Origin of the sequence: Herbaspirillum sp. ST 5-3 (assembly GCF_004804275.1) — a bacterium.
Lineage (GTDB): Bacteria > Pseudomonadota > Gammaproteobacteria > Burkholderiales > Burkholderiaceae_D > Noviherbaspirillum.
This window is the reverse complement of sequence record NZ_STGI01000010.1, coordinates 132,779-146,994: the sequence shown is the minus strand read 5'-3', so window position 1 is coordinate 146,994 and position 14,216 is coordinate 132,779. Positions and strand designations below refer to the sequence as shown.

Sequence of the window (14,216 nt, the reverse complement as noted above, 5' to 3'; positions counted from 1 at the left end):
CCAATCAATAACAATACAAAAGCATTCGCTCCCGACCGCGTGAACAAGCCCTTCTCATTCGTCCCTTCTTCGCCGCTGATCCCCCTCCTTGCCCTGATTGCCGGCGCCGTCAACGTACTGGCTTTCGCCCCATTCGGCATCTGGCCGTTGCAGATTGCAACGCTGGCGCTGGTGTTTCGGCTGGCGGCGCGCGCCGGCTCATTCAGACAAGGCCAGTTGATCGGGTGGGCCTACAGTTTCGGCTGGCTGGCGGCAGGTTTTCATTGGCTCTACATCAGCATGCACCGCTATGGCGGCTTGCCCGCATGGATGGCCGTCCTCGCGGTGGCCCTGCTTGCTTTTGCATTGAGCCTGTTCGCTGCGCTCGCAATGGGTGGCGGCACGCGTCTCAAACAACGCTGGTCCCTGCCGGATTGGGTGGCGTTGTTGTTTGTCTTCCCTTCGCTCTGGACCTTGGCCGAGTGGATGCGCGGCTGGATCTTCACCGGATTCCCCTGGATCAGTTCCGGCTATGCACACACAAACGGTCCGCTGGCCGGTTTCGCGCCCATCGTCGGGGTCTATGGGCTGGCCTGGATTTCCGGTCTGATTGCAGGGTGTATCGCCTTGCTGCCCGAGAAAAAGCTTCCGCTCGGACTGGCCGCGATGCTGCTTGCCGCCGGCTTCGGATTGAAATCGGTGGATTGGACCGCCGCACACGGACATCCGATTTCAGTACGACTATTGCAAGGCAACGTGCCGCAGGAAATGAAGTTTGCGCCCGAGCAGATCGAAGCCACGCTTTCCATGTATTACGACATGATTTCCGCGCAACCCGCGGATCTGATCGCTACACCCGAAACGGCCATCCCTCTGCTGTCAAGCCAACTGCCGCCGGACTACCTCGATTTGCTGTCGAAATTTGCCGGCAAGTCGAAAAGCCATGTCGCGCTCGGCATTCCGGTCAGCGATGGGTCAGGACAATATGCCAACAGCATGATCGGCTTGTCGCCACAAGCCGCCACGCCGGCATATCGCTATGACAAGCATCATCTGGTGCCTTTCGGTGAATTCATTCCGCTCGGCGCGCGCTGGTTTGTGGAGATGATGAACATTCCGCTTGGCGATTTCACCCGCGGCAAACTGTTGCAAGCGCCCTATGCGGTCGGCGATCAATGGATCTTGCCGAACATCTGTTATGAAGACTTGTTTGGCGAGGAAATCGCAGCGCAGGTCGCCGCGGGCGGAACGGCCGCCATGCCGCAGGCGAGCATCCTGCTGAACCTGTCGAATATTGCCTGGTTCGGCGACTCGATCGCCTTGCCCCAGCATCTGCAGATATCGCAGATGCGCGCGCTGGAAACCGGCCGCCCGATGCTGCGTGCAACGAATACCGGCGCAACGGCGGTGATCAATCAGAAGGGTGAAGTCATCGCCCGCCTCCCGCCCTTCGAGCGCGGCGTATTGTCGGCCAGCGTGCAGGGCTATCAGGGACTGACACCGTATATCCGGTACGGCAATATCATCCCCATCGCAGCTGCGGTTTTGCTGCTCGCAGCCGCCCGTTTATTGGGGCGCGCCAAGCGCAACAATGCGCATAAGCCCCCTAAAAACCGCTAAAATCTAGGGTTTTAGCGAGTTTCCACCATTCACCTCATCCTGGGCAGTTGCGCAGGAGGGCAACCATACGATGCTAACATTTCAACAAGTCATTCTGAAGCTGCAGGAGTACTGGGACGCGCAGGGCTGCGCACTGCTCCAGCCTTACGACATGGAAGTCGGCGCAGGCACTTCGCATACCGCGACCTTCCTGCGCGCCATCGGTCCGGAGCCATGGCGTGCCGCTTACGTGCAACCTTCGCGCCGTCCGAAAGACGGGCGCTATGGTGAAAACCCGAACCGCATGCAGCACTACTATCAATACCAGGTGGTGTTGAAACCGGCGCCGGAAAACATTCTCGACTTGTATCTCGGTTCGCTCGAAGCATTGGGGCTGAACCTGAAGCAGAACGACGTGCGCTTCGTGGAAGACGACTGGGAAAACCCGACGCTGGGCGCATGGGGTCTGGGCTGGGAAGTCTGGCTTAATGGCATGGAAGTCACGCAGTTCACGTATTTCCAGCAGGTCGGCGGCCTCGACTGCAAACCGGTGCTGGGCGAAATCACCTACGGCATCGAGCGCCTCGCCATGTATCTGCAAGGCGTGGAAAATGTCTACGACCTTGTCTGGACCGAGTGGGAAGAGCATGGCGTGACCAAGCGCCTGACCTACGGCGACGTGTTCCATCAGAATGAAGTCGAGCAATCGACCTTCAACTTCGAGCATTCGAACACCGAATTCCTGTTCTCGCTGTTCTCCAATTACGAAGCCGAAGCCAAGCGCCTGCTGGAAGTGCCGCTGGCCTTGCCGGCCTACGAGATGATCCTGAAAGCCGCGCATACCTTCAACCTGCTCGATGCGCGTGGCGCGATATCGGTCACAGAGCGTGCGGCGTACATTGGACGTATCCGTAACCTGTCGCGTGCGGTTGCGCAAGCGTATTACGATTCCCGCGAGAAGCTGGGCTTCCCGATGTGCGGGGACGGTCGCAAGGCAGCTTGAGCTGCCGGCAATTTATCGAACAACGATAAGCTCCGCCGGGGTTCCTCCTCTTCAACGAGGCGCTTGGGCGAAGGCTGGGTTTTCTGATTGATCAACCCAAACCCATGTCACCCTCCCCTTGTGCGAGAGGGTGAGAACGGAAAGAACGCAGAATAAACATGAACCAGACACTGTTAGTCGAACTGCTTACCGAAGAACTTCCGCCCAAGGCATTGGCCAGGCTGGGAGAGGCATTTGCCGCCGGCATTTTCAATGGCTTGAAATCGCGTGATTTCGTCGAAGCCGATTCCGTCGTGACCTCCTATGCGACGCCGCGCCGCCTTGCTGTCTCGATTACCAGGGTGCGCGCAAGCTCGCCCGACAAATCGATTCGCGAAAAAGTGCTGCCGGTCGCGGTTGCGCTCGACAAGGATGGCAATCCGACGCCGCCGCTGGCGAAGAAACTGGCCGCCCTCGGATTCCCCGACCTCAAGCTGAGCGACCTTGAGCGCGCACAGGACGGCAAGGCAGAAAGCTTTTTCCATACCTACACCGCACCGGGCTCCACCTTGCACAGCGGCCTTGAGGCGGCGCTGGAAGAAACCGTCGGCAAATTGCCGATTCCGAAAGTGATGAGTTATCAGCGCCCCGACGGCTCCACGGTGCAGTTCGTGCGCCCGGCGCACAAACTGATCGCGCTGCACGGCAGCGAAGTCGTGCCGGTCGCGATCCTCGGCCTGTCCGCCGGCCGGTCGACACTCGGACATCGTTTCCTGTCGCAAGGCGAACTGGCTGTCGCGAACGCGGAATCGTACGAGACGACGCTGGAAGTGCAAGGCAAAGTGATCCCGTCCGTCGGCGCGCGCAAGGAAAAGATCCGTGCCGCTCTGCTCGAGAAAGCCGGTCACGACAAGGTGCTGATGCCCGAGGCCTTGCTCGATGAAGTCGCCGCACTGGTGGAATGGCCGGTGGTCTACCCGTGCAACTTCGAAGAAAGCTTCCTCGCCGTGCCGCAGGAGTGCCTGATCCTGACGATGCAGACCAACCAGAAATATTTCGCACTGACCGACGCGAACGGCCGGCTGCGTTCGCGCTTCCTGATCGTGTCGAATCTGGAAACGACGGATCCGCAACACATCATCGGCGGCAATGAGCGCGTCGTGCGCCCGCGCCTGTCCGATGCAAAATTCTTTTTCGAGCAGGACAAGAAAAAGAAACTGGCAGACCGCTTGCCCGGTCTGGCCAATGTGGTCTATCACAACAAACTCGGTACCCAGGCGCAACGCACGGAGCGCGTCAAAGCGCTGGCCGGCAAGATCGCCCACGCGCTGAATGCGGATGTCGCGCTGGCCGAACGCGGCGCATTGCTGGCAAAGACCGACCTGCTGACCGATATGGTCGGTGAATTCCCGGAACTGCAAGGCATCATGGGCACCTACTATGCACGCCACGACGGTGAGCACGAGGAAGTGGCCCTGGCGGCCTCTGAACACTACCAGCCGCGTTTTGCAGGGGATGCATTGCCCTCGACGCAAACCGGCACTGTGGTCGCGCTGGCAGACAAACTGGAAACACTGGTGGGCATCTGGGGCATCGGCCTGCAACCGACCGGCGACAAGGATCCGTTTGCATTGCGTCGTCACGCCCTCGGCGTGTTGCGCATGCTGGTCGAAAAGCGCTTGCCATTGTCACTCGGCACCTTGCTGCAGGATGCCGCACAACAGTTTGCCGGCAACGCCAACTTCAAGAATTCCACCACTGACGTCTTCAATTTCATGCTGGACCGCCTGCGCGGCTTGCTGCGCGAACGCGGCTATGCACAGAACGAAATCGAAGCTGTGGTTGCGCAGAATCCCGACCGCCTCGACAACATAGTCGAGCGCCTGGATGCCGTGCATGCCTTCGCGGCATTGCCGGAAGCCGAATCGCTTGCTGCGGCCAACAAGCGCATCACCAATATCCTCAAGAAAACCGAAGTCGGTGCCGGCGCGGTACAGCGCGGCTTGCTGAAAGAAGCGGCGGAGGCCGGTTTGTATTCCGCGATTGTCGAGCTGAAGCCGCGCGTCGATACCGCCTTCGCCAAAGGCGATTACACCGGCACCTTGAAGGCTCTCGCACATTTGCGCAATGATGTGGACGCCTTCTTCAACGACGTGATGGTGATGGCCGAAGACGAGCAGCTGCGCAATAACCGCCTTGCGCTGCTGTCTGATCTGCATGGCATGATGAATCAGGTGGCGGATATTTCAAAGCTGGCAGCGTGAGCACCAGACTGAGCATACATACAGAGCACGCGAGCATGAAACTGATCATCCTGGACCGTGACGGCGTCATCAACTACGACTCGGACAAGTTCATCAAGTCGCCGGACGAATGGGTTCCGATTCCCGGTTCTCTGGAAGCCATCGCACGCCTGAACCAGTCCGGCTATCGCGTCATCGTGGCCAGCAACCAGTCCGGCATTGCACGTGGCCTGTTCAACATCGTGACGCTGAACGCCATCCATCAAAAAATGCACACGACGGCAAAGCAGGTCGGCGCCACGATCGACGCCGTCTTCTTTTGCCCGCATGCGGCTGACGACAACTGCGACTGCCGCAAACCCAAGCCCGGCATGCTGCAGGAAATCGCAAAACGGTTCAACGTCAGCTTGAAAGGCGTGCCGACCGTCGGCGATTCGCTGCGCGATCTGCAATCCGGCTTTGTGTCGGGCTGCACGCCCTATCTGGTCCTGACCGGAAAAGGGAAAAAGACGCAAGCCACCGGCGGCCTGCCTCCGGGCACAACCGTCTATCCCGATCTGGCCGCCGTGGTCGACCATCTATTAAAAACGAATGTGGATGTTCCTGCCGCCGCGTGATTCGCGCCGCTGGAATGTATCCCATGACTGGAGACTCGATGTCCAACTTCAATCTGTTCCTGCGCTCGCTCCTGTTCACGTTGCTGATGATTCTCGCAACGCTGATCTGGGCGCCGATGTGCTTTCTGTTCGCGCCACTGCCCTATAACAAGCGCTACTTCCTGACTTCCTTCTGGAACCGTTTCGTGATCTGGGCCGCCAAGACCATTTGCGGTATCCGGTATCAGTTCAAGGGCTACGAGAATCTGCCGGATTCGCCAGCCATCCTATTGTCGAAACACCAGTCGGCCTGGGAGACGATTTTCTTTCTCTATGCGATGCCGCGCCCGCTGGTCTACGTATTCAAGAAAGAGCTGCTGTACATCCCGTTCTTTGGATGGGGCATCGCGCTGCTGCGCATGATCCCGATTGATCGCGGCAATGCGCGGGATGCTTTTGCACAGGTTGTCGAGCGCGGAAGGAAGCGGTTGGCGGATGGCCAATGGATCATCATGTTCCCGGAAGGTACGCGTTCGCATGTCGGCAAGAAGGGCAAGTACAAGGGCGGCGGCGCACGACTCGCCGTGGAAACCAACACCGTCGCAGTGCCGATTGCGATGAATGCGGGTGAATGCTGGCCCAAGAATTCCTTCATCAAAAAGCCTGGTCTCATCACCGTGTCGATCGGCAAACCGATCTCGCCCAAAGGGCTGACTGCACCTGAGTTAATGCAACAAGTTGAAAATTGGATAGAATCTGAGATGCGAGTCATTTCCTCGCCCGGAATTTATTCAAAAGACAATCTCTCAGACTCCCTTGAAGCTGCTACGCCAGACTCCGCCTGATCCACAGCAGCTTGCGCTGCAACTAGACTTTTTTTCTCCAGAATTTTCTTCCCAGCCCAAGGTCGATCAGCCGGCGCCGAAACAGGCGCCGGGATCGGCACTGGTTCCGCAACGCGAACCGCTGGAATTGTCCCCGATACCGGGAACACCTCCTCCGAACACGCCCCCAACGGGCAGACGACGCATTCAGGTCGATCAGCATATCCTCGATTACCGCCTGCTGCGTTCCAAGCGCCGTTCGATCGGATTCCTGATTGATGACGACGGCTTGCGGATCACCGCGCCGCGCTGGGTCACCGTTGCGGAAATCGAAAGCGCGATCCGTGAAAAGCAGCGCTGGATTCTTGCCAAGCTGAGCGAACGCCGCGAACGTTCGGCGCGCCGCCTGCAGCCACATATGCAGTGGTGCGATGGCGCAATCCTGCCCTATCTTGGGAATGACGTGAACTTGCGCATACTCGCCGCGCAGTCGGCGGGCATTGCTTACGATGCAAGCACGCGCGAACTGACGGTTTGCCTGCCGCCGGACGCCAGCGAACAACAGTTGAAAGACCGTGTCCAAGGATGGTTGCAGGCCGAAGCAAAACGCATTTTCGCCGAGCGCCTGCCGCTCTATGCGGAAAAACTCGGCGTCAGCTATCGGTCGTTTGCCTTGTCATCCGCGGCGACGCAATGGGGCTCCTGCACCGCCGAGGGCAAGATTCGATTGAACTGGCGGCTGATCCACTTTGCCATGCCGATGATCGACTATGTCGTTGCACACGAGTTGTCGCATCTGCGCGAGATGAATCACAGCCCGCGCTTCTGGGCCACGGTGCAATCCGTGTTTCCGGAATTTCAGGCGGCCAAGCGGGTATTGCGCGAGAGCGGGCCGGAAACGCTGCCCATCTTCTGAACAACAACAGGAAATCATCATGCGTATTCTTCACACCATGTTGCGGGTCGGCGACCTGCAGCGCTCCATCGATTTCTATACCAAGGTACTCGGCATGAATCTGCTGCGCACGACCGACCGGCCGGAGCAGAAATACACGCTGGCCTTCGTCGGCTACGGCAAGAATCCCGAGCATGCCGAACTCGAACTGACCTACAACTACGGCGTCGAGAAGTACGATCTCGGCAACGCCTACGGCCATATCGCGATTGCAGTGGAAGACGCATACAAGACCTGCGAGAACGTGAAAGCGCAAGGCGGCACCGTCACGCGCGACGCAGGTCCGGTCAAAGGCGGATCGACGGTGATCGCCTTCGTGCAGGATCCGGACGGGTACAAGATCGAGCTGATCGAGCGCAAGCCCGCATAGAGGCTTCGATCGACTCATGGAAGCACCTGCCACAAGCGACCACCCGCGCCCTCAGTCTCTGAGCGACCTGTTCATTTCCTTTTCCCTGCTGGCGCTGCAAGGCTTTGGCGGCGTGCTTGCCATCGTCCAGCACGAAATCGTGGAAAAGAAGCGCTGGATGACAAGGGAAGAATTCGTGGAGGAGTGGGCCGTCGCGCAGATCATGCCTGGCCCCAACGTGGTGAACCTGTCACTGATGATCGGCGGCCGCTATTTCGGCCTGCCGGGTGCGCTCGCGGCCTTGGCGGGTATGCTGACCGCACCGCTGATCATCGTCTTGCTGCTGACCTTCATCTACGCACAGTTCGCGGACCATCCCGCGCTTGCCGGCGCCTTGCGCGGCATGGGCGCTGTTGCTGCCGGCCTGATCACGGCGGCCGGACTGAAGCTGCTCACCGCGCTCAGGACAAGCCCGCTTGGCATGCCACTCTGTATCGCCCTCAGCGTCGCCTGCTTCATCGCGGTCGCGCTGCTCCACTGGCCGCTCACCTATGTGCTGCCGGGGCTCGGCGGGATTGCGTACGTGCTGGCCTATCGAAAGCTCAAGCCGTGAGTGGCACCTTGATTTCCCTGCAATGGAGCGACTGGGCTCAGCTCTTCGTGCATTACCTGGCGCTGTCCCTGCTGTCCGTCGGTGGCGCAATCACGACGGCGCCAGACATGCACCGCTACCTCGTGGATGAGCACCACTGGCTGACGGACCCGCAGTTCAATGCATCGATTGCCATCGCACAGGCAGCGCCCGGACCGAATGTCCTGTTCGTGGCCCTGATGGGCTGGCATGTCGGCATCAATACCGGCAGTCTCTGGATGGGCCTGGTCGGCGTGCTGCTCACCATGGTCGGCATCATGTTGCCCAGCACGTCCCTCACCTACCTGGCCGCGCAATGGGGCCATCGCAACCGCAGCTTGCGCGCTGTGCGCGCGTTCAAGCAGGGCCTGGCACCGATCGTGATTGCGCTGCTGATTTCCACCGGCTGGATTCTGACCAGCGCCCACAACAACCCGGCGAGGGATTGGCGGCTGTGGCTGTTGACGCTGGCGGCGGCCTTGCTGATCTGGCGCACCAGAATGCCTCTGCTGTGGATGCTGGGCGTCGGCGCACTGCTCGGGTGGTTCGGACTGGTTTAAGCCTGACAGGCCCGGTCCACAGAAAACACAAAAGGCACGGAAATCACTTTGGATTCTTCCGTGCCTTTTGTGTTTTCCGTGGATGAATCGCTCTCGGCGTCAGGATAAGCTGTTTGCCAATGCCACGAACTGCTCGACCGGCACCGCTTCCGGGCGTGCCTGCGGGTCGATGCCGACGTCAATCAAATCGGCCTCGGTGAACATGCCGGCGAGGCAATTGCGAATCACCTTGCGCCGTTGCGAGAAAGCCTTCGCCACCACCTGCTCCAGCTTCGATGCATCGCATGGCAGAGGTTGTGCAAGCGGAATCATGCGCACGATGGCCGAGTCGACCTGGGGCGGAGGATCGAAAGCGCTCGGCGGCACGACAAACAGCAATTCCATGTAATAGCGCCACTGCAGCATGACCGACAAGCGGCCGTACGTCTTGCTGCCCGGCGCGGCGACCATGCGTTCGACCACTTCCTTCTGCAGCATGAAATGCTGGTCTTGCACCTGCGGCGCGATCTGCGCAAGGTGAAACAGCAGTGGGCTGGAGATGTTGTAGGGCAGATTGCCGACCACGCGCAGCTTGTGCCCGGGTTCGACCAGGATCGATGCGAAATCGAATTGCAATGCATCGCCCTCGTGGACGATCAGGCGTGCGGGATCGAAGGTTTTCTTCAAGCGTGCGACCAGATCGCGATCGAGCTCAACCACATGCAACTGCTTCAGCGACTCAAGCAGTAGACGCGTCATCGCCGCCAAGCCGGGGCCGATCTCCACCATCGTGTCGTCGGCTTTCGGGTCGATGGCGCGGATGATGTCGTACAACACCGACTGATCGGTCAGGAAGTTCTGACCGAAGCGTTTGCGTGGGATATGTTTCATTGCGCCTTGGTGGATGAAGCGGCCGCCATCTGCGCCGCCATCTTGATTGCTTCCAGCATGCTGCCATGGTCGGCATGCCCAAGTCCGGCCGCAGCGAGATCGAGCGCGGTACCATGGTCGACCGACGTCCGAATGATGGGCAAGCCGAGTGTGATGTTGACGCCGCGCCCGAAGCTCGCATGCTTCAGCACGGGAAGGCCCTGGTCGTGATACATCGCAAGCACGCAGTCCGCCTGCTCCAGGTACTTGGGCTGAAACAGCGTATCGGCCGGATAGGGGCCGCGCGCGTCGATGCCTTTTGCCTGCGCTGCCTGCAGCACTGGCGTGATTACATCGATTTCCTCGCGGCCGAGGTAACCGCCCTCGCCCGCATGCGGATTCAATCCGGTGACGAGGATGCGCGGACTGGGCAATCCGAATTTGCGTTGCAGATCATGATGCACGATGTCGAGCGTGCGCATCAGGCTGTCGAAGGTGATCGCCGCAGCCACGTCTTTCAGCGGCAGATGCGTCGTTGCCAGGGCGACGCGAAGCAAGGGCTCGCCGCCGGCCAGCATCATGACGACCTGCTGCGTGTTCGTCTTTTCCGCGAGGTATTCAGTGTGACCTGTGAACGGCACGCCGGCATCGTTGATCGTGCTTTTCTGTAGAGGCGCGGTCACGATGGCATCGAACTGTTTTTGCATGGCGCCCTTGATGGCGACATCCAGCGTCTGAAGAACGGCGCGCCCGTTGCGCGCATCCAGCTTGCCCGGCACTGCCGGTTCATTCAGCGGGCAATCAATCACAGCGATCTGCTCGCGTGAAAGATGCGGCAGGCCGCTGTTGCGGAACGCAAGTGTCGAGATCGCAACCAGCCGGATCGCCGGATCGATGTCGGACGCCGTCATGGACAAGAGCGCGGCGTCGCCGATCAGCACGCTGTTCACGCTGTCGCGCAGCGCCCATGCTGCCTTGATGGAAATCTCCGGGCCGATTCCTGCCGGTTCGCCGCAGGTGATCGCGATGGTCGGTCGGGTGCTCACGGCCGCTTATTGCGCATCGCTGACGTCGAAGCGATATTCGACATAGGCGCGATCGCGTACCTGGCGCAGCCAGTCCTGCGTCGCCTCTTCCAGCTTGCGCTCGCGGATCGCCTGCCGCGCGATCAGACGCTGGCGCTCCTGCGAGACGTCATCTTTCTTGCGTTCCAGCACCTGGATCAGGTGATAGCCGAACGGCGATTCGATCGGCTCGCTGATCTGCCCCGGCTGCAGCGCATCCATTGCGCGCTCGAATTCAGGAACGGTATCGCCCGGATAAATCCAGCCGAGATCGCCCCCCTTGGAGGCGGACAAATCGTTGGAGAACAGTTTCGCCAGATCCTCGAACTTGGCGGCCTTGTTGTCCAGGCGCTGCTTGAGCTCGATCAGCTTGCGCTTGGCATCGGCGGGCGACACGATCTGGTTCACCTTGATCAGGATGTGGCGTACATGCGTCTGCTGCACGGCCGCTGCGCCACCGGCCTTCATCACGCTCGGGCTGCGCTTGCCATCCAGCTTCAGGATGTGGAAACCATTGGAGCTCTTGAGGAGTTGCGAAGTTTCGCCTTGCTTCATGCCGGCGATCGTATCGACGAACAATTGCGGCAGGCGGTCCGGATTGCGCCAGCCGAGATCGCCGCCGTTCAATGCATCGGTCGCGTCGGAATACGTTGCCGCCAGCTTGGCAAAATCGCCTCCTGCCTGCACTTGCTGGAGCACGCCTTCCGCGCGCTTGCGTCGCTCGGCGATCTGCTCGGCGGTCGCATTCTCCGGAATGCGCACCAGAATGTGCGACAGCTTGTATTCCTGCTGCGCCTGCGCGCCCTGTTCCGCGGCGAGGTAGTTGTCGACTTCCGATTCCGTGATCTGGATCTTGTTGTCGACTTCGCGTTCGCGCAGACGCTGCATGATGATCTCTTCGCGAATCTCTTCACGGAATTTCGCGAACGGCGTGCCTTCACGCTCAAGCTGGGTGCGGAACTCCTGTAGCGACATCTTGTTTTGTTCGGCGATGCGTGCCACGGCGCGATCGAGCATGGTGTCGTCAACGCGGATGCCGTACTCTTTTGCCAATTGCATTTGCGCGCGATCGACGATCATGCGCTCCAGCAACTGGCGCTGGAATTCGGGCTGGGGCGGCAAGGCGATGCCCTGGTTCTTCATGCGGCGCTCGACCACGCGCATGCGCTCAACCAACTCCTGGCGCGTAATCACCTCGTTGTTGACCACGGCGATGATCGCATCGGCAAGATAGATGCGCGGCGCCTTTTCGGTTTGCGCGCCTGTCGTCTTGACCTGCGCGCCAACCTGCGGCAGCACACTGATGGCGGCGCACAGCGCGACCGCGAACCGGAAGCGGGACATGGATTTCGCGGTCTTGAGCGTGGTCGGGAGAATTTTCATGTTTGACATGCTTCGTTATGGGTTACTGGGTTGATTCACCAACTGGTAGCCAGGGATGCTGGCCCTCAGCGCATCAAGGGGATTGGAACCGAGGCGGGTCAGTCCGTTCAACTCAAGCTGGAAAAACAAGGCTGAGGTCGCCTCGCCTGTCGCCGTCGGGATGCGCTGGCCGACCATGCGGAAGACCCAGCAGTCGGCCTTGTATTCCACGCCGAGCAAGCCTTCCGCCACTTTGCTATCGGGTAGCGAGTAGTTTACACGGGCCACACCATACCAGCGATTGGCAAAAGGCCATTGCGCCGCCACATCGACCTGTTCAAGCCGATTCACCCGGTCGCGACGGTATTGCAGATTGAACACGCGCTTGGGTGCCGGCTGCCAGCGAACGCCGTAGTTGGCGCGGCTCATCGAGTGCAGCGACTGGCTGTACTGGATATTGTTTTCGATGCTCAGTTTCGGGTTGATTTGCCCGTACAACGAGAGCAGCAAGTCCGAACGGCTTTCGTTGCGCACCGGCCCCAGGGTCACCCGCTGCTCGGTGAAGTAGAAGCGCTGACCGACCGCGAAACGCATGCGCTCGGCACCGGTCGGTTCAATGTAACGCGTAATCAAGGCCGCGGTCAGCTGATTGGCGTCGCTGATGCGGTCATTGCCGACAAAGCGGTTCTCGCTGAACAATTGTGCGAAGCTGAGGTCGGCTTCCGCCGTGTCGAAATTGGGATAGGCGCTCTGATCGCGATACGGCGTGTACACGTAGAACAGGCGCGGCTCCAGCGTCTGGGTCATGCTGCTGCCGAAGAACGCCGCATCGCGTTCGAACACCAGACCGCCGTCCATCGACAGGGTAGGCAACACGCGCGTCAGGTCGTTTGTCGCCCCCGGCGTCGGCGTCTGCAAACGATATTTGGTCGCATGCAAGGAAAGCTTCGGCGTAAAGAAATATCCGGGCTGAATGAGCGGATACGCAATGCGCGGATTCACCAGAAAGCGGTCGCCTTCCACGAAGGTCGAGTTCGGGTGCGTAAAGCGCGTGAGCTCCGAATCGGCAGTCCAGTCAAAGCCGTTCACATCCAGCTGGCCGGCATGGACTGACAGTTGCGGCATGCGATCATAAGGACGGGTAATCGGCACGATCGGGTCCTGCAGCACCTGGAAATTCGAGGTACGCAAGGTTGCGTTCCAGAAGCTGCTGCCGTAGGAGAGCGCGACATCGCGCAACAGCAGGCGCTGCGAAGCCGTCGTGATGGTGCGCGAGAAATCGCTCGGATAGTCGTTATCGGAGGCGCTGTTGACATTCCATCCGAAGCTCCAGCCGGGTGCCAGTACCTGCGAGTGCGTCGATGAGATCGCATAACGGTTGGTTCCGGTACGGTGATCGTTGTTCAGGACTTCCGCCCTTGTTTCGCCTGAATAACCGGCGCCCAGATAGCGCGCCTCCCCGCCCAGCTGCAGACCACGGCGCGCATAGAGTTTCGGATACAGCGTGAAGTCACGATTAGGCGCAATATTAAAATAATACGGCTGGGTGAATTCCAGGCCGCCCTTGTTGGTGGTGCCGATGGTCGGCGGCAGAAGGCCCGTCTTGCGGGCGTCCGACAGCGGAAACGACATCGCCGGAGCGAACAGGATCGGCACGTCCTTGAAATACACCGTCGTGCGACGCGCATAGCCCTCGTCACGTCCGGCATCGAGGTTGAGCTTGCTCGATTTCAAGTACCAGTCCGGGTCGGGACCTTCACAGGTGCTGTACGAGCCTTCGATGACGGCCGCGCGGTCTTCACCCTCGAAATTGATACGCTCGGCCTGCCCCTGCGCATTGTTGCGCTCGAGGTGGTAGGTCGGATGCAGGACAAATCCCTCCTGCGCCTCGATCTTGAGTTTCAGCTCGTCGCCGGTATAGGCGTCGCCAAGGCGGCGCATGCGGATGTTGCCGCTCGCCTCGACCTCATCTTCCGGAATCCGGTACGTCGCCTTGTCGGCATTGATGACTGTCGGGCCGCGCGTGATTTCGACATTGCGCTCCAGGTTGATTTCCCGGTCGGGCCGGCCGGTCATCTGTTCGGCGCTGATAGTTGCCGGTTCGTCCTTGTCTTTCGCCAGCGAGGATTTCGCCGTTGCTTGCGCTGAAACGAGCGTCGGCGCCGACGCCACCGTGAGAGCGGCGGTCAGGAGGCGAAGCAAACGTTGCGATGGAGGAAATGC

At 60.0% G+C, this 14,216-nt stretch carries 13 protein-coding genes; 9 read left to right on the top strand and 4 right to left on the bottom strand.

The window, feature by feature from the left end; translation table 11 throughout:
- Positions 1–39: 39 nt before the first annotated feature.
- From lnt to E6W33_RS18930, 9 genes are all read left to right on the top strand, one after another.
- Entirely contained in the window at positions 40–1,599 is a 1,560-nt protein-coding gene (gene lnt, locus E6W33_RS18970) for an apolipoprotein N-acyltransferase (RefSeq protein WP_247869694.1), read from the top strand.
- 70 nt (positions 1,600–1,669) lie between these two features.
- Positions 1,670–2,581 (top strand): glycine--tRNA ligase subunit alpha, encoded by a 912-nt coding sequence (gene glyQ, locus E6W33_RS18965; protein WP_136418887.1) that lies wholly within the window; start codon positions 1,670–1,672, stop codon positions 2,579–2,581.
- Positions 2,582–2,739: 158 nt separating this feature from the next.
- Positions 2,740–4,824 (top strand): glycine--tRNA ligase subunit beta, encoded by a 2,085-nt coding sequence (glyS, locus tag E6W33_RS18960; protein ID WP_136418886.1) that lies wholly within the window; start codon positions 2,740–2,742, stop codon positions 4,822–4,824.
- A 35-nt stretch (positions 4,825–4,859) separates the two neighbouring features.
- Complete coding sequence (gmhB, locus tag E6W33_RS18955) at positions 4,860–5,420, top strand: D-glycero-beta-D-manno-heptose 1,7-bisphosphate 7-phosphatase (RefSeq protein WP_136418885.1); 561 nt, start codon at positions 4,860–4,862, stop codon at positions 5,418–5,420.
- A gap of 38 nt (positions 5,421–5,458) precedes the next feature.
- Positions 5,459–6,244 carry a lysophospholipid acyltransferase family protein gene (locus tag E6W33_RS18950; RefSeq protein ID WP_136418939.1) on the top strand — a complete coding sequence of 262 codons (786 nt, stop codon included), beginning with the start codon at positions 5,459–5,461 and terminating at the stop codon, positions 6,242–6,244.
- A complete protein-coding gene (locus E6W33_RS18945) occupies positions 6,216–7,139 on the top strand; it encodes a SprT family zinc-dependent metalloprotease (RefSeq protein WP_136418884.1) in 924 nt (307 codons plus the stop codon). The genes E6W33_RS18950 and E6W33_RS18945 overlap by 29 nt, the downstream gene beginning before the upstream one ends.
- 19 nt (positions 7,140–7,158) lie before the next feature.
- The gene (gene gloA / locus E6W33_RS18940) at positions 7,159–7,548 is read left to right on the top strand and encodes a lactoylglutathione lyase (RefSeq protein WP_136418883.1); all 390 of its coding nucleotides are present in this window, start codon (positions 7,159–7,161) and stop codon (positions 7,546–7,548) included.
- A gap of 16 nt (positions 7,549–7,564) precedes the next feature.
- Positions 7,565–8,140, top strand: coding sequence for a chromate transporter (locus E6W33_RS18935; RefSeq protein ID WP_136418882.1), 576 nt, complete (start codon positions 7,565–7,567; stop codon positions 8,138–8,140).
- Positions 8,137–8,718 (top strand): chromate transporter, encoded by a 582-nt coding sequence (locus E6W33_RS18930; RefSeq protein WP_136418881.1) that lies wholly within the window; start codon positions 8,137–8,139, stop codon positions 8,716–8,718. The genes E6W33_RS18935 and E6W33_RS18930 overlap by 4 nt, the downstream gene beginning before the upstream one ends.
- A gap of 99 nt (positions 8,719–8,817) precedes the next feature.
- Here the strand turns inward: E6W33_RS18930 and rsmA are convergent, their stop codons facing one another.
- Genes rsmA through E6W33_RS18910 form a run of 4 tightly spaced genes read right to left on the bottom strand, consistent with a single transcriptional unit; the run spans position 8,818 to position 14,195 of the window.
- Positions 8,818–9,588, bottom strand: a complete 771-nt coding sequence (gene rsmA / locus E6W33_RS18925; protein WP_136418880.1) for a 16S rRNA (adenine(1518)-N(6)/adenine(1519)-N(6))-dimethyltransferase RsmA — start codon at positions 9,586–9,588, stop codon at positions 8,818–8,820.
- Positions 9,585–10,613 carry a 4-hydroxythreonine-4-phosphate dehydrogenase PdxA gene (gene pdxA, locus E6W33_RS18920; RefSeq protein WP_136418879.1) on the bottom strand — a complete coding sequence of 343 codons (1,029 nt, stop codon included), beginning with the start codon at positions 10,611–10,613 and terminating at the stop codon, positions 9,585–9,587. The genes rsmA and pdxA overlap by 4 nt, the downstream gene beginning before the upstream one ends.
- Before the next feature lie 6 nt (positions 10,614–10,619).
- The gene (locus E6W33_RS18915; RefSeq protein WP_136418878.1) at positions 10,620–12,023 is read right to left on the bottom strand and encodes a peptidylprolyl isomerase; all 1,404 of its coding nucleotides are present in this window, start codon (positions 12,021–12,023) and stop codon (positions 10,620–10,622) included.
- 6 nt (positions 12,024–12,029) lie between these two features.
- A complete protein-coding gene (locus E6W33_RS18910; protein WP_348983168.1) occupies positions 12,030–14,195 on the bottom strand; it encodes an LPS-assembly protein LptD in 2,166 nt (721 codons plus the stop codon).
- Between the last annotated feature and the right edge of the window lie 21 nt (positions 14,196–14,216).

Excerpts from the sequence above, each read along its gene's own strand:
- glyQ (WP_136418887.1), top strand. The coding sequence starts at position 1,670 with ATGCTAACATTTCAACAAGTCATTCTGAAGCTGCAGGAGTACTGGGAC.
- glyS (WP_136418886.1), top strand. The coding sequence starts at position 2,740 with ATGAACCAGACACTGTTAGTCGAACTGCTTACCGAAGAACTTCCGCCC.
- gmhB (WP_136418885.1), top strand. The coding sequence starts at position 4,860 with ATGAAACTGATCATCCTGGACCGTGACGGCGTCATCAACTACGACTCG.
- E6W33_RS18950 (WP_136418939.1), top strand. The coding sequence starts at position 5,459 with ATGTCCAACTTCAATCTGTTCCTGCGCTCGCTCCTGTTCACGTTGCTG.
- gloA (WP_136418883.1), top strand. The coding sequence starts at position 7,159 with ATGCGTATTCTTCACACCATGTTGCGGGTCGGCGACCTGCAGCGCTCC.
- E6W33_RS18935 (WP_136418882.1), top strand. The coding sequence starts at position 7,565 with ATGGAAGCACCTGCCACAAGCGACCACCCGCGCCCTCAGTCTCTGAGC.
- rsmA (WP_136418880.1), bottom strand. The coding sequence starts at position 9,588 with ATGAAACATATCCCACGCAAACGCTTCGGTCAGAACTTCCTGACCGAT.
- E6W33_RS18915 (WP_136418878.1), bottom strand. The coding sequence starts at position 12,023 with ATGTCAAACATGAAAATTCTCCCGACCACGCTCAAGACCGCGAAATCC.